Genomic DNA, 24,077 nt, shown 5'->3' with positions numbered 1-24,077 from the left:
TTATGAAAACATCCATCTTTTCCCTAATTCTTTTCCTTTCTTCAATCTCCCTCTCTAATGGCCAAGACATGGTATTCCCCGCCATAAAAGGATATGGTGGGGTGATTCCTGTTCCTTTTGAGGTAGAAAACCCGGATCCGACCAAGCCATACAAACTGGTGATCGAGCTGGGAGATCGCCTGGAGGATAAGTCCCAAGTTGCCGAAATGCTCGACTATGCCGCTCGGATGTACAACCTCCATCGCTATGCCGGAGTCCCGAAAGAAAATATTGAACTGGCCGTCGTGGTCTATTCCGGTTCTGCGCCAACGGTTTTATCAAACCAGACTTACAGCAAGCGATTTAATCTTGAGAATCCGAATGCCGAATTGTTGGACGAACTACAGAGAAACGGCATTCAGGTGATTGTCTGTGGTCAATCCATGATGAAACAAAACCTGCTTCCAGAGGACATTTATCCGGGAGTGAGAATGGCCGTTTCGAGATTCACTGCGACTACGGACTTGATTCAGAAAGGGTACCAGGTAATCGTTTTATGATCAAGGGCCTGTTTCTAACATTAGGTTTCATCCTTTTTTGGGGGACAATTTTAGCTCAGGATAAAGAGCTGATCCTCGCCCAACGGGAAGCTTCCAATCAGGCCCTTCGGGTATTTGACGAAGAGTTGAATAACACCTTTATGACTGATGATGTCCTGATCACGACCGGTGGTGGAACTCTGCTTTCGGGAAAAGCAGCCCTCATGGAATACATCCAAAATGCCAAAGGCCCCAAAATGTATTGGATCCGGACGCCGGATGAGGTACTGATCAATCCCAAAACTAAGCTGGCTTGGGAGACGGGAACTTGGAAAGGGTATTATGAAAATTCGGAAGAACCTGTGGTTGGGGGCAAATACTCCGCTCAATGGACCAAAGCCTCAGGGACTTGGCTGATCCACTCGCAGTTGTTTGTCACACTGGAAAATTAAGAAGATGGAAGAAAATCAAGTATCCGAAAACGAGAAAGACCTTTCCAACAAAGAGGTAATTAACTCCCTGAAAAAGAAGAACTGGACATCCTATTTCAAGGAGTTTTTTATGCTTTTCCTGGCTGTTTTCTGTGGATTTCTAGCAGAAAATTACCGGGGTAATATGGTAGAAAAGCAACAGGAAAGACAGTTTATCCAGTCTTACATTGAGGATTTAAAATCTGATACTGCTTCCATTAAACAAGTTCTTGATAGAGCGGATTTGAAGAAGTCCAAAATGGACTCACTTATGTTCCTTTTAAAGAATCAGACCATCGAAGGGCATGAAAATGAATTGTATTTTTTTGGAAGAATTCTAATGAGAGGATTTAGTTTTCAGAGTAATGACCGCACCTTTTCTCAATTGAAAAATTCAGGATCTATACGATTGATTCGAAATAAACAAGCGACCGATAGTATTATGGCCTATCAGAAACTAGTAGAACAATTAGCCCATAACTACGAAGATGCGAAAATTGAACGTTACGAAGCACTAAATTATATTATTCAGATTTTTGACCCCTTTGTTTTCGACAAAATGGTCACAGAAACCGGTATCCGTAGAACTTCCGGCAATCCACCGCTTCGTTCCTATGACTCCTCACTTCAGCAAGCCTTAGCCCATTGGGCGCACCAATTAAAGGGAAGTGATTTCTTGATCTCTGCCAAGTTGAAAAGGCTCAATGAAAGTGCAATTGAGCTGATTGCTTTGCTTACCAAAGAATATGACCTAGAGTAGAAAATGGAAAAAAATCAAGTCCCCGAAACTGAGAAAGACCTTTCCAACAAGGAGGTAATTAACTCTTTGAAAAAGAAGAATTGGAAATCCTATTTCAAGGAATTCTTTATGCTGTTTTTGGCAGTTGTCCTTGGGTTTTTTGTAGAAAATCAGCGGGAAGAATACGTCGAGAACAAAAGTGCCAAAGTCCTCGCGCAATCCATGTTGGAAGATCTGGAACAGGACCGAGAAGCTTTGCTTGAAGGAATCCGATTTATGAAAGAGAAAGACCAAAACATGGATGATTTCCTCCACATGCTTCATGCTCCTGGTGAGGATTGGGATACGGTGGCATTTTACAAAAGTATGACGATGGTTTTCTCCACTTTCCCTTTTTCCCCGACAGAAGGCACTTACTCGCAGATGAAATCCTCGGGTACACTGAGGTATTTCGATCAAGGGTTGGTCAATCAAATGAATGCATACGACAACCAATTGAAGAAAACCGTATTCCGGGATGAACTTGTGGAAAAGGGAGAATGGGAGCTGGTCCCGATTGCTGCCACACTTGTCAATTTTGAGGTGACAGGTGAGCTAAGATTCAATTAGCCAGTTACCAAAGAGATGTACATCAAAATCCAAGACCAAGACACCTTGGATTTATTTATCAATAAGGTGGTGACCGTCCGGACGATGACGGGGCGTTCGCTTTAGGAGTATCAGGTACAGCTGCTACTCAGTGAAGACCTGATCAAAGAGATTAAAGAAAAACACAGCTTGTAGTGCATGGGAAAGAAATAATAAAAAGATATATGCTAAAATTCTTCCGCAAAATCCGCCAAAAGCTCCTCGAGGCAAATATGGGTGACAGTCACTATAGGGACTTGATATGGGTAGAACAAAAGAATATCAAAGCCGTCACCGTGCCTTTAGGTACGGGATATAACGGAAAATTTGCATTTGGTAAAAATCATATTGCGTACCTGCCTACCGGACAGGCAGGCCTACGGCACGCTATTCCTGATTACATATCTGGTTTCTACCCATATTTTGTCCCTACAGGACATTTACTGCATTAACAATAATTGAATTGTAACCCATGATCTCACTTTTCCGAAAAATCCGCCAAAAGCTCTTATCCCACCTGTCTGCCGGCAACGCCGGAAACCGGGTCACCCGATACATAGCTTATGCTATCGGAGAGATCTTTTTGGTTGTCATCGGGATCTTGATTGCCTTAAGTATCAATAACTGGAATGAATCGAGCAAGCTAAGAGCAAAAGAAGCTATTTTGTTGAGTGAGATGAAAAGTAATCTCCAAAGTGATCTATTGGATCTGGAGTATAACATCAGTGGAAACCAAAAAAGAATTACCTCCAATGAAGTCATCCTGGCCACTCTCAGAGAGGAAAGACCATTCCATGATTCCCTGAAACCCTATTTCGGCAACATTTTCGGCAATTTCCAATTGTCAGAAAACACTGCCTCCTGGGAAAATCTAAAATCTGTAGGCCTGGATCTGATTTCCGACGACTCCCTTCGCAATCGGATTTCAAATCTCTATTCTACACGATATCCCTACCTGGAGAATACCGAAAAGGGAGTAGACGATGGTTACCAATGGAATTATTTCTATCCAATGGTTCTCGAAAACTTAAGCATGGATACGGTCTGGGTATCGGCAAGCCCGCAGGATTATGAGGCGCTGGTAAGAAACAAAAAATTTCAGGAAGTGCTTAAAATGAACCTGTTTATCCGGAATTTCCAGCAAAATCAGTATGAGGAAATTAAGGAAATCGTGATGAGATTAATCGCACAAATCGACATGCACCTTGCACATCTCAATGAATAATCTCTGATCATATAAATTTTATTATGTACATCCACAATTGCACCAGCACTAAGGTGAAAGCAGAGTAAAATTTGTGAAGTCGATATTTTTACAAAATTTCAGATCGCCCTTTTAAATAGCTCCGAAGGAGCGAAACCATTCATGCCTGTCTGCCAAGCTGGAACCCTGTACGAAGTGCAGGGTAGCCATTGAAAATTTCCTTCATTTGAGCCCTGAAAGGGTGAAATTTAAACCTGTCACCCCTTCAGGGCTCCTTTTTTATTTTATTTACTGTACCCCCGGCTTCACCGGGGGTTATGAATTGTTACGATCCTTCGGATCTTAAGCCACCAAACATTGACCTTTATATCTACTACTTCAATTTGCCTAGAGGTGTCATTGCCGACATTCATATTTTTATAGATAAATCCTCCAAAAACCTCCCTCTCCATTTTCCTCTCTGAAAAATAGAAGGGCATATTGGGACAAGAATTCAGGCTGTTCGTCCTAGGTGGTTTTTGGGTAAGGTTCCAATACTCTAGTTTGGATTCAAATCCTCCTGCAGGTGAAATTTTTCAAAAACTTAACACAACACTCTTAAATCTGATCACCTGCAAGGGGGATTTTTCAAAACTTATGGATCAAATCACCCCTTCCGCCATTGCTCCTCTTCAAGAGTCCGAGCGTATCCAATCTCTCGATGTCATGCGTGGCATTGTTCTTTTTGGAATTCTTTTAATGAATATCAATGCTTTTGGATTGGCAAATTCCTACAATGACCCAACAGTAGCCGGTGGATTTTCAGGTTGGAATCTCTATACTTGGATAGCTACCAACATGTTTTTTGAAGGAACCATGCGCGGACTGTTTTCCCTCCTCTTTGGAGTTGGGATGTTTATTTTTCTAGACCGATTGACAAAACGAGGAGCAGGTATCAAGGCCGCAGATATATTCTTCCGGAGGCTTACTTGGCTGCTAGTTTTTGGGTTGATCCACGGGTATCTCCTGCTCTGGACAGGAGAGATTTTGTACGATTATGCCCTCATGGGTTTTCTGGTGTATTCATTTAGAAACATGGCCCCTAAGAAATTGATTTTGGCTGCAGCCATTTTGGTTTTGGGAGGAATGATCTGGAACTACTCGGACTTTCGAAAAAGTGAAAAATTGGCTGCGAATGTAGCTCTTATTGATACCTACAAAGCCGAAAATAAAGAACTGACCAAGGAGCTTAAAGAATCCCAATCCCAGTGGGAAAAGTTTCAAGAAGAGCGTTCTCCCGAATTCATAGCAGAATACAATACATCGATGCAGAAAGGCTATTTTGATGTGGTTGCATTTTTGGCTCCAATCAATTCTCATTACGATCAATTTATGTCTTACCGATACGGGCTTTGGGACGTCCTCAGCATGATGTTGGTCGGGATTGCGCTATTTAAGTGGAATATCCTTTCTGGGAAAAAATCATTTGGCTTCTATGGAGGGATGGCTGCAATCGGTTATCTGATCGGACTTTCCATCAATTATTATGAACTCCAAGTCGTTTTGAATGGTCAGTTTTCTCCTGTTTCAATAGCAAAGTCGAATCTCACCTATGACCTTGGAAGAATCGCTACTTGCATGGGCCACATTGGACTAATCATGCTATTCTCTAAATCGAATTTTTTGATTTGGCTGAAAAGCAGTCTTTCCTCGGTCGGCAAAATGGCCCTAACCAATTACATCATGCACTCTGTCATTTGCATGATTGTCTTTACCGGAGTTGGATTTGGCCTCTTCGGAAAGTTGCAACGCTACGAACTCCTATATGTAGTCTTCCCAATCTGGATTTTCCAGCTCATCCTAAGTCCCATCTGGCTTCGGTATTTTCATTATGGTCCTTTAGAATGGGTCTGGAGAAACTTGAGCTATAGAAAAGTGCATCCCATGCGGAAAGAATTACCGGCTCCAGTAATGAGCGTGTACCGGTAAAAATTCAGAATGTTGGCAAATATTTTTCTTGATAGGACTTAGGAGCCATTCTTCAAATTTTGCTCGGTAAATATTCAGTAGTCTTCGGACAGTAGATCCCACTGTTCGTCCTAAGTTCCTTTCGGATCAACGGTGATATTTTAATTTTAACGGATTAATAAATTTTTCCTATTTCTAAACAATCAAATCCATTTATTATGAAAATTTTCAAAACAATCCTAGCATCTGCATTAATGCTGATGCTAACGACCCTAGTTTCAATGGCGCAGGAAGTGACCCTTGAATTTCAAAACGCAACTAAAGCAATGGAGGTGGTTCAAACCTACACCAAAGCGCTTCAGGCCGGAGATGTAGCCAAGATGAATGCCCAATTCGCCCCAGGCGCCATGATCTATGGTTTAGGCGGTGGCTTGGACTCACTTACAGTGGCCCAGCACAAAGAATATTACACTACGAGTACCAATACCTACAAACACAGCCTTTCGCAAGAGCTTTATCTGCCTGTCAAAGTGAGCAACAACTGGAATGAGGGGGAATGGGTTTTAGCATGGGGAACAAACACACTTACAGATAAGGCAAGCGGGAAGAAGATAGAGGTGCCATATCATACGGCCTCGCAAATTGCAAATGGTAAAATTACATTTATTAGATACTGGTATGATATGCTCAGTATTCTCCAAGCGCAGGGATTTAAGGTGACCCCTCCTGCAAAATAAACTAGTCAAACGGCTTATAATAAAAAGCTTAGCTCCTTTGGTGGTATCAGATCGCCAAAGGAGTTTTTGTTGGTTTTTTTTATTGGAGGTTTTACTGATTGATCCCCATTGTAGCCTTATACATACCAATTTGGAAATAAAAAGATCCAAGGAACAAGGAATAGAAAAGTAGGATCCCAAGAGGAACAGCGAAGGGTTACCAATTGACAGTAGTGCTGATATTTTCGATTTCTTCCGAAAAGTTTTTCGTATGCTTCGGACAATAAAACCACCTTTTCGTCCTAGGTAGATTCCATTTGAGCGCAAATACCAATAGCTTAATAAGTACGATTTTATACGTTCCAATTACATCGAGTCCGACGGCTCCCAATAATTTTTATAATCAACGACTATGAAATCGAGCCTGCCTGAGGTAGAAAGGCATGACCCAAAGCAACACACAGAGTGATAATTATAATCCATGCGAGATTCCATATGGCCTTTAAAAATCAAATTATAATCATATGAAAAAGGTACTCATCACAGGAAGCAGCAGAGGTATTGGTCTTGAAACTGCTTTAGCATTTGGTAGAGCAGGATATCAGGTATTTGCAACGCTAAGGAATCCCGGTGGAGCCACTGAACTAAGGCAAAAAATAAAAGCAGAATCACTATCGATCTCCCTTCATGCGATGGATGTCAACTCTGATGAGTCTGTCACCTCATGCATCAAGCAGATCATGCAAGACTATGGAGCAATTGATGTGCTGGTCAATAATGCAGGAATTGGTTTAAATGGATCTATTGAGGAAATGCCTATCTCGGAATTTAAGGCAGTGATGGAGACTAACTTTTTTGGAGCTGTCCGATGTATTCAAGCAGTCATTCCATCCATGAGAACACGAAAAAGTGGCTGCATTATTAATGTTACTTCCATTTCGGGTCGATTGACTTCGTCTCCTTTAGGATGTTATTCGGCAAGCAAATTTGCCCTGGAAGCAGTGAGTGAGGCATTAGCTCAAGAAGTCAAGCCCTTCAATATCCGGGTGGGAATAATAGAGCCGGGAATCATTGATACGGATATGGCCCATGAGATAGAGGAAGAGCATACCTCGATCTATCCAAGCTCCAAGCGAATGGCGGATCTTTTCTTTGCTTCCTTGAAGAATCCAACCCCTGCCACTTTGGTCGCTGATCAGATTGTTGAATTCGCATCTGAGAATTCTTGGATCCTTAGACATCCTGTTGGGCCTGATGCCTTACCATTCATATTATGGCGCAATTCCATGACCGATGAGGAGTGGACAGACCGGAATTCACTTCCGGATAAAGAATGGTATGATGCTGCAGAACGGGAATTTGGGCTGAATGCCCGACGAGATTAAGTTCTAGGCCAAAAGTCTACTCCTAATAATAAAGTTGAGAAGACGGAATTCGATTTCTTTCGCAGCAGGCGACATCTTAAAATAGAAAACGGGAAAGCCGAAAACCGTCCAGAGTAGGCAAAATTTAAACGATAAAAAAAATGGCAACTTATGTATTTCGTCACAAAGTAGGTGATATAGATGCTTGGCTAAAAGGCCATGAGGACCGGGTAAGATTATTTGCTCCTGCTTCCAATGGATTCAGAACTTTTCAGGATGCTGATGATCCCAACTCCATTTTATTAGTGGTTGATACTGATGATATCGAAAAATTAGGGGCAATTATCAACGACCCGAAAATCCAGCATATCAAGGATACCCATACGGTACTGGAACCCATTACCATGTCAGTTGAAGTGAAATTGTAGTTAAAAACCAGAGGAGTCCACGATAATCTCAATCTGGACCAAACTGAAATTTTTGTTTGAAATTCCTAACCACGTAAACATGAACTCTGAAAAACCTGAATACTTCAACCTCAGGCCTGAAGTAGAAAAATCAAATTAACATTTCACATAAAACTAAATATTTCATTATGAAAACTTTAAAAAATTACCTGTTCATCGCGGTCTTGATTTCCTTGACATTTCCAGCGATATGCCAAGAAGATCCTGGAGCCAAAAACGGAAGTCCTACTTATCTAAACAGTAACATGACTGTCATAGATGGACTTTATAAGGCCTTTGCCGTTGGCGATATTCCTGCTGTTTTAGGCGGCTTAGATTCAAATGTAGTTTGGAATGAAGCCGAAGGAAATTTCTATGCCGATGGTAATCCATACCTAGGTCCGGATGCAGTACTAAATGGCGTTTTTGGTCGAATAATGGCAGACCATGAGTATTTCAATCTGAAGGATATCGTCCTTCACGAAATGTCCAATGACAAAGTACTCGCCACTTTACGCTATGATGGCAAATTCAAAAATGGCAACAGTTATGATGCACAAGTGGCTCATCTTTGGTCACTAAAAGACGGGAAAGTGGTGTCTTTTCAACAGTATGTAGACACCAAAAAACTGCATGAGGCGATGACAAAGTAAAGCAAAAACCTATGGCCAAAACCTTCACCCTTGTCCCCGATAAACCTAAAGCCTGGCTGATGCTATTGGCTTGGGCTTTTCTGATCCTTTTCGCTGGAAAATTTGTACTGAATGATGCTTTTCCCTACTTCGGTTTGGATCAGGAAGTTTTTGGCAGGTATTGGGGAATGAAGTGGCCGCTGATCGGTCATATTTCTGGGGGATTACTCGCCTTGGTTTTGGGACCCTTTCAGTTTTGGGCAGGCTTCCGGGACAGGTATTTGAAGGTTCATCGATGGATGGGAAGATTATACCTCACCGGAATTTTGGTCGGCACCGTCAGTTCAGTCGCTCTTGCTTTGACGACCGGAATGGCCATCCATATATCGTGGGCATTTTCCTTAATGATGCTGGCTATGGCTTGGTTTTTTACATCTGCAATGGCCTTACGATTTATCCTGCTAAAGCGGGTCAACCTCCACAAAGAATGGATGATTCGAAGCTATGTGGTGACTTTTGCTTTTGTACTATTCCGATGGATGAATGAAATGTCATGGATCCATGAATTCGGAAATTTCACTATTGTGGGTGCCAATTTGATCTGGATTTCCTGGGTCATTCCACTTTTTTTCACTGAAATCATTTTACAATGGAATAAAAGATAATATGGATACACGCTATTCTGCCAGTAGTTTAAATTATAGAATAAGAAATTCTTCGAAAAACGTGATTTTGGCTTCATCGGTCATCGGTCATCTGACATCCGACCAGTAACCAAAAAAAAATCGCCTACTGGGGTAAAAGCGGATAATCAAAAAAGAAAATCAGTTCACCTAACTACTCAACCCATGCTAAAGAAAATCATTTTCGGTATCCTAATCCTTCTGATTGTTATCATTGGAGGTTTTGTTGTTTTTGTCCAATTGAATTGGAATAAAACTTATGATATTCCCTATCCGGAGCTTCAAGTAAGCACCGATCCTGAAATTATCGAAAGAGGCAAATATTTGGTTCATGGCCCAGCACACTGTTCCAACTGTCATGTGGGTAGTGTAGCTGAAATGATAGCTGCCGATGCAGGAGAGAATGTTCCACTAAAGGGTGGAGTCATATTTCCTTTGGGTCCAGTAGGGACATTATACACTAAAAATTTAACCCCTGACCCTACCACGGGAATTGGAAGATATTCAGACGCTGAAGTTTTTCGAATGATGCGCCATGCAGTAAAGCCTGATGGAACAGCCACACTTTCTGTGTTGATGCCTTTTTGGGATATGGCTGATGAAGATCTAGTGGCGGTGGTTTCCTATTTGAGAAGTATGGAGCCCGTCAGTAACGACGTACAACAAAATGAGTGGACATTTATGGGCAAGGCTGTTCGGATTATAGCTTCCTCCTTTCAGCCGATTGAAAACCCCAAGCCTTATCCATCCGCTCCTCCCATGGCCGCTACCATTGAGCTAGGTGAATACCTTTCCCGATATGTAGCCAATTGTGTAGGCTGCCATACCAATAGAGACCAAATGACCTTTGAAGCGATAGGCCCTGAATACGGTGGAGGAATGGAATTTGAGCCCTTTCCTGAATTGCATCTAATGGTAGGAGAGGATCCTGAACTCTGGTTGCGAACACCAAATATTACTCCTTCCCCCAATAGTTCCTTGTCGAAATTCAAGAATGTAGAAGAATGGAAAGAACGGTTTCGAAAAGGCAGACAAATCAAAATTTCACCGATGCATTGGGGGCCCTTTTCACGAATGACGGATGAGGACTTAGAGGCGCTTTACCTCTATTTGACAAGTCTCGAGCCTTCTGATTATGATGCGGGGGAGTTGATGTTTAAGAAATGAGTTTTGGACTTGGTGTCTTCGAGCCTTTGTGGCCCTAAAATTTTATTTTGCCACAAAGGCACGAAGACGCTAAGTTGAAATTATAACGAGGCAGTTCAAATTTGACTATGGACAAATCACCTTGATTCTTTCTGCAAGAGAAATCATTGACGGAAAAAGTTTGAGGCTACGTTGGGTGAAATATTAAACAATCAGCAATTGATTTGGATAAACCTCTCCAAAAATTGAGGGAAAGAATTGAAAGATTCAATTTATCATTCAAGTTAAAAACCAAAGGATAATGACACATTTAGAATAATGAGGCAAATGATTGAACTGATTTTTAATGTCACTTATTAGCCCCAATGACTATAATCTCTAACCCTAATCAAAGAATTTCCTCTATCGATCTTGTAAAAGGTTTGGCCATGATCATCATGGCATTGGACCATGTGCGGGATTTTGTTCATGCTCCGGCATTTTTGTTTGATCCTGGTGACCCTACACAGACTACTTTGGCGATTTTCTTCACTAGATGGGTCACCCACTTCTGTGCGCCTGCCTTTAGTTTTCTGGCTGGCATGTCCGCCTTTATGATCAGTAAGCGAAAGTCAAAAAAGGAATTGTCCGGATTTCTTTTAAAAAGAGGAATTTGGCTGATTTTCATTGAATTTACCGTAGTATGCTTTTCATGGTTTTTTGATATTGGTTTTGGGACGTTTTTGTTTGGCGTTATTTGGTCTTTGGGGATCAGCATGATTGCTTTGGCAGGATTGGTGTTTCTTCCGAGAAAATTTATTTTGATTTTTAGCCTTATCATGATTTTTGGTCACAACCTTCTTGATAGTATCCGTTTCGATGATTCGATATGGTGGGCCCTTATTCACCAAAGGAATACTTTCTTTGTATTGGATAACTTCTTGCTCTTGGTGGGCTATACAATCATTCCATGGACCGGTGTGATGTCTCTTGGGTATTGCTTTGGTGATTTTTATAACAAGTCTGTTGATAGTGCCAAAAGAAAGCTGACATTCAACGTGATCGGAATATTGGCCATTTTGCTGTTTGTTATTTTGAGATGGACAAATTTTTATGGTGAACCCAAAGTATTTGAACAGCTTGGAACACTTTCAATGAGTCTCATTTCATTCTTTAATCCATCTAAATATCCACCTTCTTTATTGTATCTGTTGATGACATTAGGAGGTACATTTCTGCTTTTGGCAAACTCTGAGAAATGGAAAGGTAAAACGGTAGATTTTATCTGCACTTTCGGTAGGGTTCCGTTTTTTTACTATATCCTCCACCTTTACCTTATCCATTTGATTGCCATGGTACTGGCTACGCTTTCAGGATTTGGTTGGAAAAAGAACATGATTTTAGTGGTTTTACGCGGTTTTGAAAATCCTATTCCAGGATATGGGTTTCCCCTTTGGGTAGTATATGTTGTCTGGATTTCAGTGATCTTAGTTTTGTATCCTCTTTGTAAAAAGTTTGACCGATATAAAATTGGGAATAAAGATAAATGGTGGTTAAGTTACTTTTGATTTTCTCCTTTCAGCCGTGATTTGCCAGATCTCAAAAATATCATACCTTATGCAAGCTCTCGATTACCTCCTCTCTATTGACATCAATTACATCGCAATTGGTTTGATTGCGGTGTTCTTCACTTTGGAACAAATCCTAAGCACCCAATTTTCTTTCCGAGACAGAGGAAAGCACTTCTGGAACAGTTTCCTATTTCAGATCGTGTTTTTTGCGGGAAATCTCTTTTGGGCAGGCGTCACCGTTTTTAGTATTGAATGGCTCAATCAACATGAAATCGGGCTGTTTTACCTGATTGATCTACCGCTTTGGTTAAAGTTGATTTTAGGAATTTTGCTTTTGGATTTATCAACCTATTGGTTTCATCGCTTATCTCATAGAGTCCCTGTTATTTGGCGTTTCCACCGAGTCCATCACAGCGACACAACGATGGATTCCTCCTCCTATTTCCGGGCTCATCCGATTGAGGTATTGTTTTGGTTTGGCAGTACTCCCATTGTGGCTGCCGGTATTTTTGGTTTGGATTTGATGGTCATCGGTTTCTATTTCTTGGTTCTGACACCTTTTCTGGTTCTTGAGCATTCCAATCTTCGATTTCCTGCTTGGTTGGAAAAGACCTTCGGATTGATCTTCACCACACCCAACCTGCACAAGATCCATCATGACCAAGATCAACACTACACCGATTCCAATTATGCAGACATCTTTATCCTTTGGGACAGGATTTTTGGAACCTACAAGTACAAGCCTGCTGATCAGGTTAAGTTAGGCTTAAAAGAATTTGACGAAGATAGAAAGCAGACATTCTGGTATTTGGTCAGAAGTCCTTTTATCCGAATTGAGAGAACTGAAAAGGAGAATTTGATTAGTCATAATAGGCATTCATAATAGGCGCTCTAGCGGTTATTCCCGGATTACGCAAAATTTGGGTTCAAGCTGCCTGTTAAGGAAAAATGCTGCCTTTTTTCGATTTCGTATGATTCATTTGGTGAACCCTACATTTCAGCTTCAGTAAAGTGATGGAGGAATGCTGAGTTTAATGGAAAGATCCTCTTTGATCCTTGTATTTATTTTTAAAAATTAATATTTTTGACAAAATAAGTCAAAATAATATTTGTCAAAAGCTTTTTCAAAAAATGCTGAGCCTAGGAGAAACTATCAGAAAATTGAGAGAAGAAAAGGATTTGCCACTAAGGACAGTTGCGGCTTATCTCGATATAGATCAGGCGATTTTGAGCAAAATCGAACGCGGACTTCGCAGGCCAAGCAGGGATTTGATACCCAAACTCGCTGTCTATTTCAATGTTCCGGAAAAAGGGTTAATGTTGGCTTTTTTGGCAGATAAAGTGCTATATGAAGTGGCCGGTGAAGAGATTGGTTTGGAAGCATTGCAAGTGGCGGAGGAGAGGGCTGCATATCTGGCATTTCAAAAAATTGATCGCAATGAAATTTTGAGAAAGATCCAAGATGGTATTAGCAATTTCAAACAAGTACAAAAGGCATGGATTTATGGTTCTTTTTCAAGGAAAGATGATGGTCCCAAAAGTGATGTGGACATCGCTGTCCAAGCTGATCCGACGTTCTCCTATTTTGATCTGCTTGAAATACAAAATGAATTAGAAAAAACCATCAACCGAAAAGTTGACATAGGATTTATTGATTCTTTCAAGCCCTATATTTTAGAGCATGTAAAAGAGGATCTTAAGCTGATATATGAAAGATAGGCATTTGGATAGCCAAAAGAGGTTGGAACAAATCCTTATAGCTATTGCTGAAATCGAGGAATATATAAAAGATCAGGATAGAATTACTTTCTGCAATAATGGCTTGGTTCAAGACGCTGTGCTGATGCAGTTTATAGTCATTGGTGAGTCCATTAATTATGTGGAAAGCGATAAGTTACTCAAATATGACTACCCTTGGTATAAGGTTATGTCGTTCAGGAATATGATTGCCCATGAATATTTTAACATCAAAATGATTGCTGTTTGGGAAACCATTCAGAAGGAATTACCCAAATTAAAATCAACGATTAAAATTATCCTTGAAACTGAGTTCTAATTGGTTTTGGATCTAATTTTATTTTCATCCCCAAGGTCTGTGTCTCCACAGACCTTTTTCAAATTTCAAGCAGGCTGTTCAGGCAAATTACTTCGATTTTCCCCCTTCATAGGCTTATTGAGATTAAGCGCTCCGAGGTAAAATACATAAGCAGCGATTGCCATCACCGTATGGCTGATGTCCAGATAGTTGAACCAGGTATGAAAAGAAACCTTGTTCATATAGAATAAGGCCGCGATGGAGGCGATCCCCACCGCCAGCAAAATGAATGCACTCCCACAATCTCGGGTTTTGTAGTAAACCCAGAGGTGAAAAGGGGCGACGATTGCCAAAAGTCCATAGCCGGAATGGAATTCGACCCAAGCAAAATCGAGCGTGATCATCGTGATTGTCATGATGACAACTAATTCGATCACATTGATAACCAGGAAAGCTTTTCCTACTCCGGGTTTGATATAAGGCTTAGCATGTTGGATAGCAGATCGTTCAATGAGTGCCACTGAAAGCATACTCGTAATCCATCCTGGCAGTTTCCAAGCAAAACTTAGTAGATATAAAAATGCATGTCCAACCAGGCCTCCTAAGGCGGTAGCAATTCCCATCAGTAGAAAATAATACCTGAAATAAAGTAGGGTTCGGCCAGGTATTTTTCGCTTAGAAAGCTGGTAAAAAGCATAAAAGCAAACCGCAGAAACAAGCAGATCTGTAAATGTGGTCATCGGCTCGTCCACACGAATTCTAAAAATATGAATAGAAGGTTGAGGTAATAACTCCATGGTTGAATATTCTAACGGAGAATCCATTTTTAAATTTCCCCTACCCCAAGGTCTGTGTCCTCACAGACCTTTTCTAAAGCCTTTAGTTCGGCAGAAAGTCTTCCTCCATTTCCGTCAGACCTTATTCAACATCCTGTGCAACTCTTCCTTATACTGTTTTCCGATGGGGATCAATTTTCCATTGACCTCGACATAAGACTCGGCCACGGCTTCCAGTTTTGAAAAGTTCACAACAAATGAGCGATGAATTCTAATAAAGTTCCTAGGATCAATTTTCTCACAAAATTTATTCATCGGGCTGACCACCATAAAGGATTGTGCTTTGGTGGTGATTTTACAATAATTCCGATCTGCCTCCACATAAAGAATATCGTCCAGCATCACCTTGACCAGTTTGTTGTTATTTCGGATAAAAATCCGATCCTCCTGAGAATCTTCAAAAGTATCTTCCACCGATACAGTTGTCCTTTTCTCCAATATTTTTTCTTCGACTAGGGCAATGGTTCGTTCCAGATTTAAGTTGGTGAAGGGTTTGGCGATAAAGGCAAAGGGATGCGTTTCTTTTGCTTTTTGAAAAGTAGCGTCATCCACATTGGCAGTAAGATAGATCAAGGGAATGTCGAGGTATTTGCGGATGGCGTGTGCGGCATCTATTCCGTTAGATCCTCCCTTGAGTTGGATGTCCATCAGGATCATATCAGGCTTGGTTTCCAGCGCATGATGGACGGCTTCTTCTGCTTTGGTTTCAATCCCAGTCACCTCGTATCCCAGATTGGACAGCTGCAAACTGATATTGGCGGCGATGATCATGTCATCCTCTACGATCAGTATTTTAGTCTTTTCCATTTAAGCAGCTCTGTTGAGTTGAAATTCAAATATAATTGAGGTCCCTTTTTGGGCCTGAAGGGTCATTTTCCCATCCAATTGGAGGGTAAGCAAGCGGATAAGTTCACTGCCGAATCCCGTCCCTAGGATTGGAGGATCTGCTGTCATTCCAATCCCATTATCGGAAACAATCAGGAATAAATGGTTGTCTTTTTCAGATAATTGCACTTCAATATCACCAAACCGATTTTCCGGAAATGCATATTTAAGCGAATTGGAAATCAATTCATTCACGATAAGTCCAATGGGAATCGCCAAATCAACATCAAGTTCAATAGGTTCCATATTAGCTAAAAATCGGATTCTTTCCGAGGCATCAAACGTGTCAATGATGTGATTCCCTAGATTTTCGAAAAACCCTTTCATTTCGATCTCCTTCATGTTTTCACCCTGATATAATCGTTGATGAATCATTCCCATGCTTTGAACTCGGTTTTGAGTTTCCTCCATTATTTTGCGAAACTCTTTACTTTGAATCTTTGATTTTTGTAGGGAAAGCAAGCTTGAAATTGTCTCCAGATTGTTTTTGACCCGATGATGAATTTCCTTGAGTAAAAACTCCTTCTCCACATTCTTCTTTTCCAACAAACGACTGTATTTCTTCTTTTTGAGAAAAATCAGATAAAGTACAAATAAAAAAGTCGCCAATACACCAGAAAGGATTAGGATAAAGCCCTGGAGAATCCGATTTTTAGAAAGTTGGGCCTCTTGTAGCTTGATCGTGTTTTCTTTTTGTGAAAGCTGCATTTCTGTCTGCAAGACGGAAATCCGGTCATTAGTCTCAGCTGTAAATACATCCTGTCTTAGCTGATCGTAGATTCGTGAGGCATTCAATGCTTTATCAAATTGCCCACTACCTTCCAAAGCATTACTTAATTCCAAATAAGCCAAGCTTAGGAAATATTTATCTTCAAAATCCGATGTGGCTATTTGAATACTTTTTTGCAAAAAGCCAACTGCCTCCACAAAATTACCAGCAAGATTACTCGTCCTTCCGAGGGACAAATATGACCGCATGATCATAAATCTATTTTCCAGGAGCTCCGCAAATTTCAAAGCTTCCAATCCTGAATCTATCGCTTCGCGGAAGTCCCCCTGTTGGGAATTTAGCTCCGAAAGTGCGATGTAACTATCGCTTAAATTATTATAGAAGCCATATTTCTCGCCGATCTCAATGGATTTATAAAAGTATGCTTCTGCCTCATTCAGCCTTTTCAATTCCACCAGGTTATTGCCAACCACATGAAGCGTGAAGTCATAATCCAGATCATTGATCTCTCCCTTCTCAAAAATATCGATGGATTTGAGCCCATATTCCAATCCAACGGCAAATTTTCCCTGCTTCCAAAAAAGGTTGCTCATATCGGAATAGGCCATGGCAATGGCTTTTTGCTCACCGTAGGTTTCCCCAATTTTGAGGGTTTTAGCTGCATAATCAAATGCCCTTCCCAAGTCTCCTCGTCTTTCATAGACATAGCCAAGATTAGTATAAAGCAACCAACTCTCAGATTCAGGAATTTTTGGAATCGCATCTTTAAGTAAGACCTCCGCCAGGTCCAATTCATCCATTCGTAGTAAAATCGCTGCCTGAGAAATCTCAAGTCTTCCCTGCCAGTAGATATTTTTTTGTATTAGCGCTTCATCAAGCCCACGGTTGATCAGCTCCAGTGCTTTATTGAGATTTCGGGTATGATAGTAATAACCCAGGTCATTCAGGATTTTCAACATCAGCAAGGGGTCATCGTGGATTTCGTCCAGACTATTCTCCAAAACATCCAGATACTCCGAACCAAAATCATCTTTTTCTACAAATACCTCTTTGTAGTGATACTGTCCATTTACCTTTTCTATCTGTGCGCTGGACAGAAATGGATTTAAAAAAAGCAGAAGGATTAAAAGTCTCTTCATCTTGCTAATTTAGCTAAATATAAGTTTTTGAAACTCAATTTTTTGTAGTTCAAATGCTTCTGAAAAATTTTAGACCCATTTGGGACAAGATTAGCATACGTTCATCCAAGATGGATTTTAAGAAAGGACAAAACTTTTCAACTTCGTCAACGATTTCTCATCAAAATTTTCAAATGCTCATTATTTGGACATTTTGAAATATGAGTTCTGATCATAATAATCAAAACCATTTAATACCCACACTATGAAAAATCTAACCTTAATCAGTGTAATCGCCTTATTGCTTTGCTCGTGCAATAGCAAAGACCGATACACCCAGCAATCCGCCGAGATCGAAACGGTCAAATCGATCATGTCCAATTATGTAAATGGAGAGTGGGAGGCCTACCAATCCCACTATGCCGAGGGTGCCCAAATTTTCTTCAATACAACCGAGGATAAACCTGCAACCATCCAACAAATCATCGCTCAACAAAAACTGGAGTTGGAACCCCTAAGTTCCTACTCGATTGATCGGGAAAATGAAGCCGTTGAAATGGTCTTGGATGACAAAGGGGAAACTTGGGTGAATTACTGGGGTGTCTGGAAAGGTACAATGGCAGCCAACGGCAAAACCTATGAGGTTCCAATTCACATCACCTCCCAATTTGTCGGTGGAAAAATTGTCAAAACCTATGGCTATTGGGATAATTCCCCGATCCAGATGGATGCAATGGCCCTACAAATTGAAGCAGAGAAAGCAGCTGCTATACCTTCAAAATAAAGCCACCAAACCATTTTTTAATAACCGGGAAGAGGTTCGATTTCCAATTGACCAATCTTCCCGGTTTATTCAATTTAATTACCACCTGTTCCAAACAAATCCCCCGGATTCCAACGGGGTTTCGCAGGTGTATTTGCGATCGAATAGCTGATCAGAAAGTTGAGGTGCACGTAAGTTTTTGCTGCAGTGAAATTGAAAATCCCATCCATTCCATCAGCTGCACGGTGGTAATATTTGGCTCTCCATTCCTTGATAAATGCATCCATGTCAAATCCGGGAATGTTGGTCTTGTTGCCATACTTGATATGTAGGGCTGGAATTCCACTAACCACAAAACTGTATTGATCACTTCGAACAAATCGATTTTGCTCAGGCTCAGGATCTGCCTCGACCTCCAAACCGAGGTAATCTGCGGCGAATTTTACATTGCCCATGATGCTGGAATGCTCAGCCCCTAGCGGTACAATTGACAGCAATGGTGCGATTACGGTTGGCATATCCGTATTTACATCAGCCACTATCGAAGACTTCGGCACAGTAGGATTCGCCGCAAAATAGGAGGACCCCACCAAGCCCATCTCCTCGGCCGTTACCATCACGATCAAAACAGAGCGCTTGGGTCTAGCATTTCCATTTTTATAGATTCTGGCAATTTCCAAAAGTGAGGCAACTCCTGATGCATTGTCATGTGCTCCATTAAAAATGGAGTCTCCATTTTCCGGTCTGCCGATTCCCACGTGATCAAGGTGGGCGGAATGTACCACATATTCATTTTTCAACTTGGAATCTGAACCCGGAATCAAGCCGATCACATTATGGCTTTCAAACTCACTGTGCGTGTTAGAATAGCTTGCAGCAAATTGAAAAGGAAATTCAAAAGAGGAGTTTTTACGGGCTTTGATATCGGCTAAAACCTGATTTAGATTTTTCCCAGAGTTCAAAAACAAACCCGTGAGGAAAGATTTACTTCCATTGAGCGCAAAGCCTAGATTCCCAACAAAGCCACGGCCATATGCAGTCGTCTTCTCCGGATTCACGGCGACGTTGGACTGAATTGTTGGATTGGGATTGGTAAACTGGGCGTTTGAGTTGACTAGAATTGTTCCTACCGCTCCTTTGGCAAAAGCTGTGTTCATTTTATTTCCGGGACTGGAAAAATGCGAAACCAAGGTCGAGGCTGGAATTCCATCCGGCACTCCCGTGACCATCACCACGACTTTTCCTTTGACATCAATCCCCTCATAATCCGAATACAATCCCGGTATATCCACCCCATAACCCACAAAAACCAAAGCGCCTTCTCCTGAAGCGGTTGCCGACATGGGATGGGGAACTGGCTGAAAATCCTTGGCAAAAATCAAGGAATCCACATTTCCATTTTTATCTTTCAAGGCTGCTTTGGCGGTGGAGTTATTCACCACAGACTTTCTCAAAATCAACTTTTGCGTGTACTGTCCGGGATCACCACCGGGTTGAATTCCCATCTTTTGGAATTGATCCACGACATAATCCACTGCCATTTGATAGCCCTCCGTGCCGGGCATTCGGCCTTTCAGTTTATCATCGGCAAGGTAAGCGATGTGGTTTCGGATGGTGACCGTGTCCACTTGATTCATCGCTCGTTTGACGGAGCCGGGAATGGGGATTTTTTGGGAAAATGATTGGAAAGAGATTAGAATTAGAAGTAGAGATAGGTGTTTTTTCATTATAATAGAAGTGATTTAAAATATTGGAGAAGCTTAATTTTTCTTGTCTATGTATACGCTTCTTTGCCAGTAAATCAAAATGGCCTCGTCCCGATAGCTATCGGGACGGCCACCGGATTCTGGTTGTTTAGGGAGGCCGTCTCAAAAAGGGTTCCAGTGTCAGCCTGAGCGGAGTCGAAGGCCATTCCTAGGGAATTGGACTACATTTCGACTTCACTCAATGTGACATTCGGTACTTCTGAGACAGCCTCGATTAAAACAAAACTAACGGACCCCGAGCGAGGTCGAGGTGAAGCTAAATAGAATTTGGCTACTGGCAGAATTGCGTATATCCATATTTTCCTAATTCAATTACCAAAAAACTGAATCATTTACTAATGTTCTTTTTTTTATAAGACTGCTTCGCTCGTTCCTCACTCGCAGTGACGCAGATGTCAGTTCGCCGAGGTCAGTGTCTCCTCTGACCTCAACTTTTCAATTCTTCCGCCAAGGTCAGTGTCCCCACTGACCTTAACTGATCAATTTTTTCCATTCTTAAAACTCTTATCCGGATAGGCCGGTGCTTGAGGTACAGTTCTCGGATCGGCTTTGATCAATGCTTTCAAATGCTCAATCGCAGCATCCAATTGCGCATCTTTTCCGTCAAAAGTTGCCTTTGGCAAATTGATCACTTCGATGTCCGGAACAAAACCAACTCCTTCGATGAGCCATTCGCCTTCTTCTCCATACACCCCATTCATCGGAGCCCTTGCCACTCCATTATCCGTCAAAGTATTTACACCTGAAAGCCAAACTTCCCCACCCCAAGTTCTTGCGCCGAGCGCTTGACCCATTTCGAGTCTTCGGAAGCCTTCGGCAAAAGCTTCTCCATCCGAGGCCGTAAATTCATCCACAAGTAAAACCAAATGTCCACGGAAGGCATAAGGCATGTTCCAATAGGGTTCGCCCGTTCTGCTTTTCCAGTAGAAAAAGACTTCCCGCATGAGCTTTTCCAGAATAAAGGAATCGATATTTCCTCCACGATTTTGGCGCACATCGATGACTAGGCCTGACTTCTTAAACTGTGGATAAAAATCCCGGTACCACTGCCCGATATCCGGTGCAGTCATGGCTCGAAGGTGAACGTAGCCGATATCGCCTCCTGATTTTTCCTCTGCCATCAAACGACGGGTATATTCCCATTCGTTGTAGCGAAGGTTTGATTCCTGTTGAGAAGTCAAAGGAACAATGATCCGATCGCCTTTGTCTGCCCCAGTAGCACCCAAGACTTTGATCCGGGTTTGCTTATTTGCCTTATCTCTGAGTAAATACAACAGATCCGGTGCATCCATCACAGCCACTCCATCGATATGAGTGATCACATCTCCTTCGATGATATTCAGATCCGGGTGGGAAAGAGGAGACATCTCATCAGGATAGTCTGGATCACTTTGGAAAATATGATCGATGGAATAGCCTTTCAGTTTTTCATTTCTGGAAAATCTCGCTCCCAGCATCCCAAACTGAATCTGATCATCACCACTACGCAAATCTCCTCCACCGACTGAAGTATGAAGGACGCTCAACTCCCCGATCAATTCCCCCATCACATCTGAAAGCTCCCGACGGGTGGTCACTCGATCTACGAGTGGAAGGTACTTTTCATACATTGCATCCCAGTCCACACCGTGCATATTTCGGTCATAGAAATAGTCCCGCTCCATTCGCCAAGCATCGGTATAAATCTGCTTCCAATCCACTCTCGGATCGACAGAAAACTTCCAACCACTCAGACTTAATTGATTTTTAGAAAGGTCAGTTATTGGCGAAGTTCCCAATTCAACCACATAATGATTAGATCCCATTCGCAAGACTGCATACTTATTATTCAGCGAAGTGACAAAGCTGTTGACCTTGTCGGCAAAAACTTTCTGCTCGGCCTTCTCATCGATCGGAGTCATCATCAATGCAGTATTATCGTCATTGGATGCGCCTCCACCATAATAAATTCCCATTCCTGGGCCAACTCGATGATAGTACAATGCCTTGTCTGTCACCACGAGATTCTTGTAGTTTCCGGCTGGGATTGGAACCTCGCGAACGCGCTCCATCAATCCCACTTCATCTATGGAAACAGTCACCGCTCCCTCTGACTTTTTCTCCTCGGTGGGTTTCAGTTCGTTTTTAGGTTGGAAAGGAGAAATCAAACCTTTTTTCAATCCCACCTGATAGATTTTGATCTGCTTTTCCCAGAAAGGTTCCGGCTGACGGGTGCCCCAAGGCGAACCAATTTTTGATTCAAAATTCCTGTCGGACATAAAGTAAATCCACTTTCCATCCGGACTCCATTGCGGATTCATGCTGTTGGTTCGGTCGGTGGTCAACGGGATTCGCTTGCCTGTTTCCGGGTTGAAAATGAAAAGTTGCTGAAAGGTATTGGAAGCTGTCTCGCCAAACGCCAACCATTTGCTATCCGGAGACCAAGCCATTGCTCCGCTGATTCCCTCGTCAGAAGCATTTGCTTTGACCTTTTTGCCGGATGCCAAATCCATCACCCAAAGGTCATTTTCCAGATCATAGTAAGCGAGTTTTTTCCCATCGGGAGAGGGAGTGAGTCCAAACCGAAGTGTTGTCCCGTCAGAAGTCAGCTTTTTGCCCTGATCCAAACCCAAGCCGGAATACTGGTGAATTTCAAACTCTCCGCTTTCGTCGGAGAAAGTTAGGATGTCTTTTTCGTCTGATGAGAAAATTGCGTCTCGATAACGCACACCATCTTTTTGACTAAGTCGAAGAGATCTTCCCTGCTTTACAGGAAAAACAAAAACACGACCTCGAGCGGTCAGTGCAACTTTTTCCCCATCATTGCTTACAGCGATATTGCTGATATAATTAGCTGGATTGTCTATCCAGTATTCCCGCAACTGCTCAAAATCTGAGGTCAGAGTGATCGCAAGTTTTTGATCCTTCACAAGCTCCAGATTGTGGACGAAAAGATCTGCTCCAGCTCGGTACACCAAGTTATTTCCATGAATGGATGCTTCTCGCACATCATAGCTTGTCTGCTTGGTATGCTGATTCAGATCCGAACCTTTTTCATTCATCGACCAGACATTTTGGATTCCATCTCGGGAAGAGAGGAAATAAACTCGGCCATTATGATGAATCGGGTGATGATCTTCTCCTTTGTATTCATTGGTCAGTTTTACCGCCTCCCCTTGTCCGGAGGTATATTTCCATAGCTGACGGGCGGTGCCACCTTCGTAGCGTTTAGTAACATTGTTGTGATAAGTAGGTCGGACAAAATAGTAGGTGTCACCCGAAGCATTAAAACTTCCCTCAGCTGCCATCTCAAGTGGTACGATCGATTTATTACCGTTTTCGATATTCATCACTACGGTATTCAATCGAGGCAAAGTAGAATATTGATTGGTCACGTAAGCGACTTCTGTAGTGGATTTCCAATCAGTCGGGATCGAAGCTGCAGGTTCGTAAGTCAATCGTCTCGGCAAACCGCCGGTGATCGGAATCAGATAAACTTCGGTAGGACCTTCGTAGGTGGCAGCATAAGCAACCCATTTCCCATCGGGAGAAATCTTAGGTGAGCTTTCCTCTCCGGCATGAGTGGTCAGACGGATTGCTTCGCCACCACTTAGGGAAGTTTTCCATAGATCTCCTTCTGCCACAAAAACGATTATGTTTTCATGAATATCCGGATGCATGAAGTAACCTGGAGCGTTTTGGCAGATTCCGATTAAGGGCAAAATCAGCCCAAAGCTGAACGTTAAGAATTTTTTCATAATGTAGAGGTAGGGTGGATCATTTGGAATATTGAAAATTATGTATATCTGCTTCTTTGCCAGTAAATCAAAATGGCCTCGACTTCGCTCGGCCTCCGGATTCTGGTTGTTTAGGGGAGGGGTGGGGATTAAGGGGGGGCCCCCAAATGAAAACCACCCCGAAAA

The 24,077-nt window shown here is 42.0% G+C and carries 23 protein-coding genes; 18 read left to right on the top strand and 5 right to left on the bottom strand.

The features are described 5' to 3' along the window. Positions 1-2 precede the first annotated feature (2 nt). The 17 genes from ACK4HU_RS06185 to ACK4HU_RS06105 all read left to right on the top strand — a co-directional run bounded on the left by ACK4HU_RS06185 (position 3) and on the right by ACK4HU_RS06105 (position 14,098). Positions 3-539 (top strand): DsrE family protein, encoded by a 537-nt coding sequence (locus ACK4HU_RS06185; protein WP_409804373.1) that lies wholly within the window; start codon positions 3-5, stop codon positions 537-539. Beyond that, positions 536-970, top strand: coding sequence for a nuclear transport factor 2 family protein (locus ACK4HU_RS06180; protein ID WP_409804371.1), 435 nt, complete (start codon positions 536-538; stop codon positions 968-970). Before ACK4HU_RS06185 ends, ACK4HU_RS06180 begins: the two co-directional genes overlap by 4 nt. A 4-nt stretch (positions 971-974) precedes the next feature. Then, positions 975-1,748 carry a hypothetical protein gene (locus tag ACK4HU_RS06175; protein WP_409804369.1) on the top strand — a complete coding sequence of 258 codons (774 nt, stop codon included), beginning with the start codon at positions 975-977 and terminating at the stop codon, positions 1,746-1,748. Between the two features lie 3 nt (positions 1,749-1,751). Next, positions 1,752-2,336 carry a hypothetical protein gene (locus ACK4HU_RS06170; protein ID WP_409804367.1) on the top strand — a complete coding sequence of 195 codons (585 nt, stop codon included), beginning with the start codon at positions 1,752-1,754 and terminating at the stop codon, positions 2,334-2,336. A 203-nt stretch (positions 2,337-2,539) separates the two neighbouring features. Next, positions 2,540-2,806 carry a hypothetical protein gene (locus ACK4HU_RS06165; protein WP_409804364.1) on the top strand — a complete coding sequence of 89 codons (267 nt, stop codon included), beginning with the start codon at positions 2,540-2,542 and terminating at the stop codon, positions 2,804-2,806. Between the two features lie 20 nt (positions 2,807-2,826). Beyond that, positions 2,827-3,579: a DUF6090 family protein gene (locus tag ACK4HU_RS06160; RefSeq protein ID WP_409804362.1), complete on the top strand. Its 753-nt coding sequence runs from the start codon at positions 2,827-2,829 to the stop codon at positions 3,577-3,579. A 615-nt stretch (positions 3,580-4,194) separates the two neighbouring features. Then, positions 4,195-5,526 (top strand): DUF418 domain-containing protein, encoded by a 1,332-nt coding sequence (locus ACK4HU_RS06155; protein ID WP_409804360.1) that lies wholly within the window; start codon positions 4,195-4,197, stop codon positions 5,524-5,526. 197 nt (positions 5,527-5,723) lie between these two features. Continuing rightward, positions 5,724-6,242: a nuclear transport factor 2 family protein gene (locus tag ACK4HU_RS06150; protein WP_409804358.1), complete on the top strand. Its 519-nt coding sequence runs from the start codon at positions 5,724-5,726 to the stop codon at positions 6,240-6,242. A 503-nt stretch (positions 6,243-6,745) separates the two neighbouring features. Continuing rightward, entirely contained in the window at positions 6,746-7,606 is an 861-nt protein-coding gene (locus ACK4HU_RS06145; protein ID WP_409804355.1) for an SDR family oxidoreductase, read from the top strand. A gap of 140 nt (positions 7,607-7,746) precedes the next feature. Continuing rightward, positions 7,747-8,013, top strand: a complete 267-nt coding sequence (locus ACK4HU_RS06140; protein WP_409804353.1) for a hypothetical protein — start codon at positions 7,747-7,749, stop codon at positions 8,011-8,013. A 167-nt stretch (positions 8,014-8,180) separates the two neighbouring features. Next, positions 8,181-8,684 carry a nuclear transport factor 2 family protein gene (locus ACK4HU_RS06135; protein WP_409804352.1) on the top strand — a complete coding sequence of 168 codons (504 nt, stop codon included), beginning with the start codon at positions 8,181-8,183 and terminating at the stop codon, positions 8,682-8,684. Positions 8,685-8,695: 11 nt separating this feature from the next. Continuing rightward, positions 8,696-9,328: a DUF2306 domain-containing protein gene (locus ACK4HU_RS06130; RefSeq protein WP_409804350.1), complete on the top strand. Its 633-nt coding sequence runs from the start codon at positions 8,696-8,698 to the stop codon at positions 9,326-9,328. 183 nt (positions 9,329-9,511) lie between these two features. After that, positions 9,512-10,513: a c-type cytochrome gene (locus ACK4HU_RS06125; protein WP_409804347.1), complete on the top strand. Its 1,002-nt coding sequence runs from the start codon at positions 9,512-9,514 to the stop codon at positions 10,511-10,513. A 344-nt stretch (positions 10,514-10,857) separates the two neighbouring features. Next, positions 10,858-12,039: a DUF1624 domain-containing protein gene (locus tag ACK4HU_RS06120; RefSeq protein WP_409804345.1), complete on the top strand. Its 1,182-nt coding sequence runs from the start codon at positions 10,858-10,860 to the stop codon at positions 12,037-12,039. Positions 12,040-12,088: 49 nt separating this feature from the next. Next, positions 12,089-12,925, top strand: coding sequence for a sterol desaturase family protein (locus ACK4HU_RS06115; protein ID WP_409804342.1), 837 nt, complete (start codon positions 12,089-12,091; stop codon positions 12,923-12,925). 248 nt (positions 12,926-13,173) lie between these two features. Then, on the top strand, positions 13,174-13,761 hold the full coding sequence (locus tag ACK4HU_RS06110; protein ID WP_409804341.1) for a helix-turn-helix domain-containing protein: 588 nt from the start codon (positions 13,174-13,176) through the stop codon (positions 13,759-13,761). Then, on the top strand, positions 13,751-14,098 hold the full coding sequence (locus tag ACK4HU_RS06105; protein WP_409804339.1) for a DUF86 domain-containing protein: 348 nt from the start codon (positions 13,751-13,753) through the stop codon (positions 14,096-14,098). Before ACK4HU_RS06110 ends, ACK4HU_RS06105 begins: the two co-directional genes overlap by 11 nt. 65 nt (positions 14,099-14,163) lie before the next feature. On the opposite strand, the gene ACK4HU_RS06100 is transcribed toward ACK4HU_RS06105, so the two are convergent. The 3 genes from ACK4HU_RS06100 to ACK4HU_RS06090 form a co-directional block, all read right to left on the bottom strand. Beyond that, positions 14,164-14,874: a DUF6962 family protein gene (locus ACK4HU_RS06100; RefSeq protein WP_409804337.1), complete on the bottom strand. Its 711-nt coding sequence runs from the start codon at positions 14,872-14,874 to the stop codon at positions 14,164-14,166. A gap of 114 nt (positions 14,875-14,988) precedes the next feature. After that, positions 14,989-15,720, bottom strand: coding sequence for a LytR/AlgR family response regulator transcription factor (locus ACK4HU_RS06095; RefSeq protein WP_409804335.1), 732 nt, complete (start codon positions 15,718-15,720; stop codon positions 14,989-14,991). Then, positions 15,721-17,667, bottom strand: a complete 1,947-nt coding sequence (locus ACK4HU_RS06090; RefSeq protein WP_409804332.1) for a histidine kinase dimerization/phosphoacceptor domain -containing protein — start codon at positions 17,665-17,667, stop codon at positions 15,721-15,723. A 244-nt stretch (positions 17,668-17,911) separates the two neighbouring features. Here ACK4HU_RS06090 and ACK4HU_RS06085 point away from each other — a divergent pair, with 244 nt between their 5' ends. Next, positions 17,912-18,430, top strand: coding sequence for a hypothetical protein (locus tag ACK4HU_RS06085; RefSeq protein WP_409804330.1), 519 nt, complete (start codon positions 17,912-17,914; stop codon positions 18,428-18,430). 74 nt (positions 18,431-18,504) lie between these two features. Here ACK4HU_RS06085 and ACK4HU_RS06080 read toward each other — a convergent pair whose 3' ends face one another. Together ACK4HU_RS06080 and ACK4HU_RS06075 are read right to left on the bottom strand one after the other, a co-directional pair. Further along, positions 18,505-20,136, bottom strand: coding sequence for a M28 family peptidase (locus ACK4HU_RS06080; protein ID WP_409804327.1), 1,632 nt, complete (start codon positions 20,134-20,136; stop codon positions 18,505-18,507). A gap of 518 nt (positions 20,137-20,654) precedes the next feature. Beyond that, entirely contained in the window at positions 20,655-23,912 is a 3,258-nt protein-coding gene (locus ACK4HU_RS06075; protein ID WP_409804325.1) for a S41 family peptidase, read from the bottom strand. Positions 23,913-24,077: the final 165 nt, after the last annotated feature.

The sequence above is a fragment of the Algoriphagus sp. genome (assembly GCF_046296635.1).
GTDB lineage: Bacteria > Bacteroidota > Bacteroidia > Cytophagales > Cyclobacteriaceae > Algoriphagus.
Note: the sequence above shows the minus strand (reverse complement) of the source record. Positions and strands in the feature narration are given on the sequence as shown.

Excerpts from the sequence above, each read along its gene's own strand:
- ACK4HU_RS06165 (WP_409804364.1), top strand. The coding sequence starts at position 2,540 with ATGCTAAAATTCTTCCGCAAAATCCGCCAAAAGCTCCTCGAGGCAAAT.
- ACK4HU_RS06125 (WP_409804347.1), top strand. The coding sequence starts at position 9,512 with ATGCTAAAGAAAATCATTTTCGGTATCCTAATCCTTCTGATTGTTATC.
- ACK4HU_RS06075 (WP_409804325.1), bottom strand. The coding sequence starts at position 23,912 with ATGAAAAAATTCTTAACGTTCAGCTTTGGGCTGATTTTGCCCTTAATC.
- ACK4HU_RS06080 (WP_409804327.1), bottom strand. The coding sequence starts at position 20,136 with ATGAAAAAACACCTATCTCTACTTCTAATTCTAATCTCTTTCCAATCA.
- ACK4HU_RS06145 (WP_409804355.1), top strand. The coding sequence starts at position 6,746 with ATGAAAAAGGTACTCATCACAGGAAGCAGCAGAGGTATTGGTCTTGAA.
- ACK4HU_RS06085 (WP_409804330.1), top strand. The coding sequence starts at position 17,912 with ATGAAAAATCTAACCTTAATCAGTGTAATCGCCTTATTGCTTTGCTCG.
- ACK4HU_RS06135 (WP_409804352.1), top strand. The coding sequence starts at position 8,181 with ATGAAAACTTTAAAAAATTACCTGTTCATCGCGGTCTTGATTTCCTTG.
- ACK4HU_RS06115 (WP_409804342.1), top strand. The coding sequence starts at position 12,089 with ATGCAAGCTCTCGATTACCTCCTCTCTATTGACATCAATTACATCGCA.
- ACK4HU_RS06180 (WP_409804371.1), top strand. The coding sequence starts at position 536 with ATGATCAAGGGCCTGTTTCTAACATTAGGTTTCATCCTTTTTTGGGGG.
- ACK4HU_RS06120 (WP_409804345.1), top strand. The coding sequence starts at position 10,858 with ATGACTATAATCTCTAACCCTAATCAAAGAATTTCCTCTATCGATCTT.
- ACK4HU_RS06095 (WP_409804335.1), bottom strand. The coding sequence starts at position 15,720 with ATGGAAAAGACTAAAATACTGATCGTAGAGGATGACATGATCATCGCC.
- ACK4HU_RS06090 (WP_409804332.1), bottom strand. The coding sequence starts at position 17,667 with ATGAAGAGACTTTTAATCCTTCTGCTTTTTTTAAATCCATTTCTGTCC.
- ACK4HU_RS06155 (WP_409804360.1), top strand. The coding sequence starts at position 4,195 with ATGGATCAAATCACCCCTTCCGCCATTGCTCCTCTTCAAGAGTCCGAG.
- ACK4HU_RS06130 (WP_409804350.1), top strand. The coding sequence starts at position 8,696 with ATGGCCAAAACCTTCACCCTTGTCCCCGATAAACCTAAAGCCTGGCTG.
- ACK4HU_RS06100 (WP_409804337.1), bottom strand. The coding sequence starts at position 14,874 with ATGGAGTTATTACCTCAACCTTCTATTCATATTTTTAGAATTCGTGTG.
- ACK4HU_RS06110 (WP_409804341.1), top strand. The coding sequence starts at position 13,174 with ATGCTGAGCCTAGGAGAAACTATCAGAAAATTGAGAGAAGAAAAGGAT.
- ACK4HU_RS06140 (WP_409804353.1), top strand. The coding sequence starts at position 7,747 with ATGGCAACTTATGTATTTCGTCACAAAGTAGGTGATATAGATGCTTGG.
- ACK4HU_RS06150 (WP_409804358.1), top strand. The coding sequence starts at position 5,724 with ATGAAAATTTTCAAAACAATCCTAGCATCTGCATTAATGCTGATGCTA.
- ACK4HU_RS06175 (WP_409804369.1), top strand. The coding sequence starts at position 975 with ATGGAAGAAAATCAAGTATCCGAAAACGAGAAAGACCTTTCCAACAAA.
- ACK4HU_RS06185 (WP_409804373.1), top strand. The coding sequence starts at position 3 with ATGAAAACATCCATCTTTTCCCTAATTCTTTTCCTTTCTTCAATCTCC.
- ACK4HU_RS06170 (WP_409804367.1), top strand. The coding sequence starts at position 1,752 with ATGGAAAAAAATCAAGTCCCCGAAACTGAGAAAGACCTTTCCAACAAG.
- ACK4HU_RS06160 (WP_409804362.1), top strand. The coding sequence starts at position 2,827 with ATGATCTCACTTTTCCGAAAAATCCGCCAAAAGCTCTTATCCCACCTG.
- ACK4HU_RS06105 (WP_409804339.1), top strand. The coding sequence starts at position 13,751 with ATGAAAGATAGGCATTTGGATAGCCAAAAGAGGTTGGAACAAATCCTT.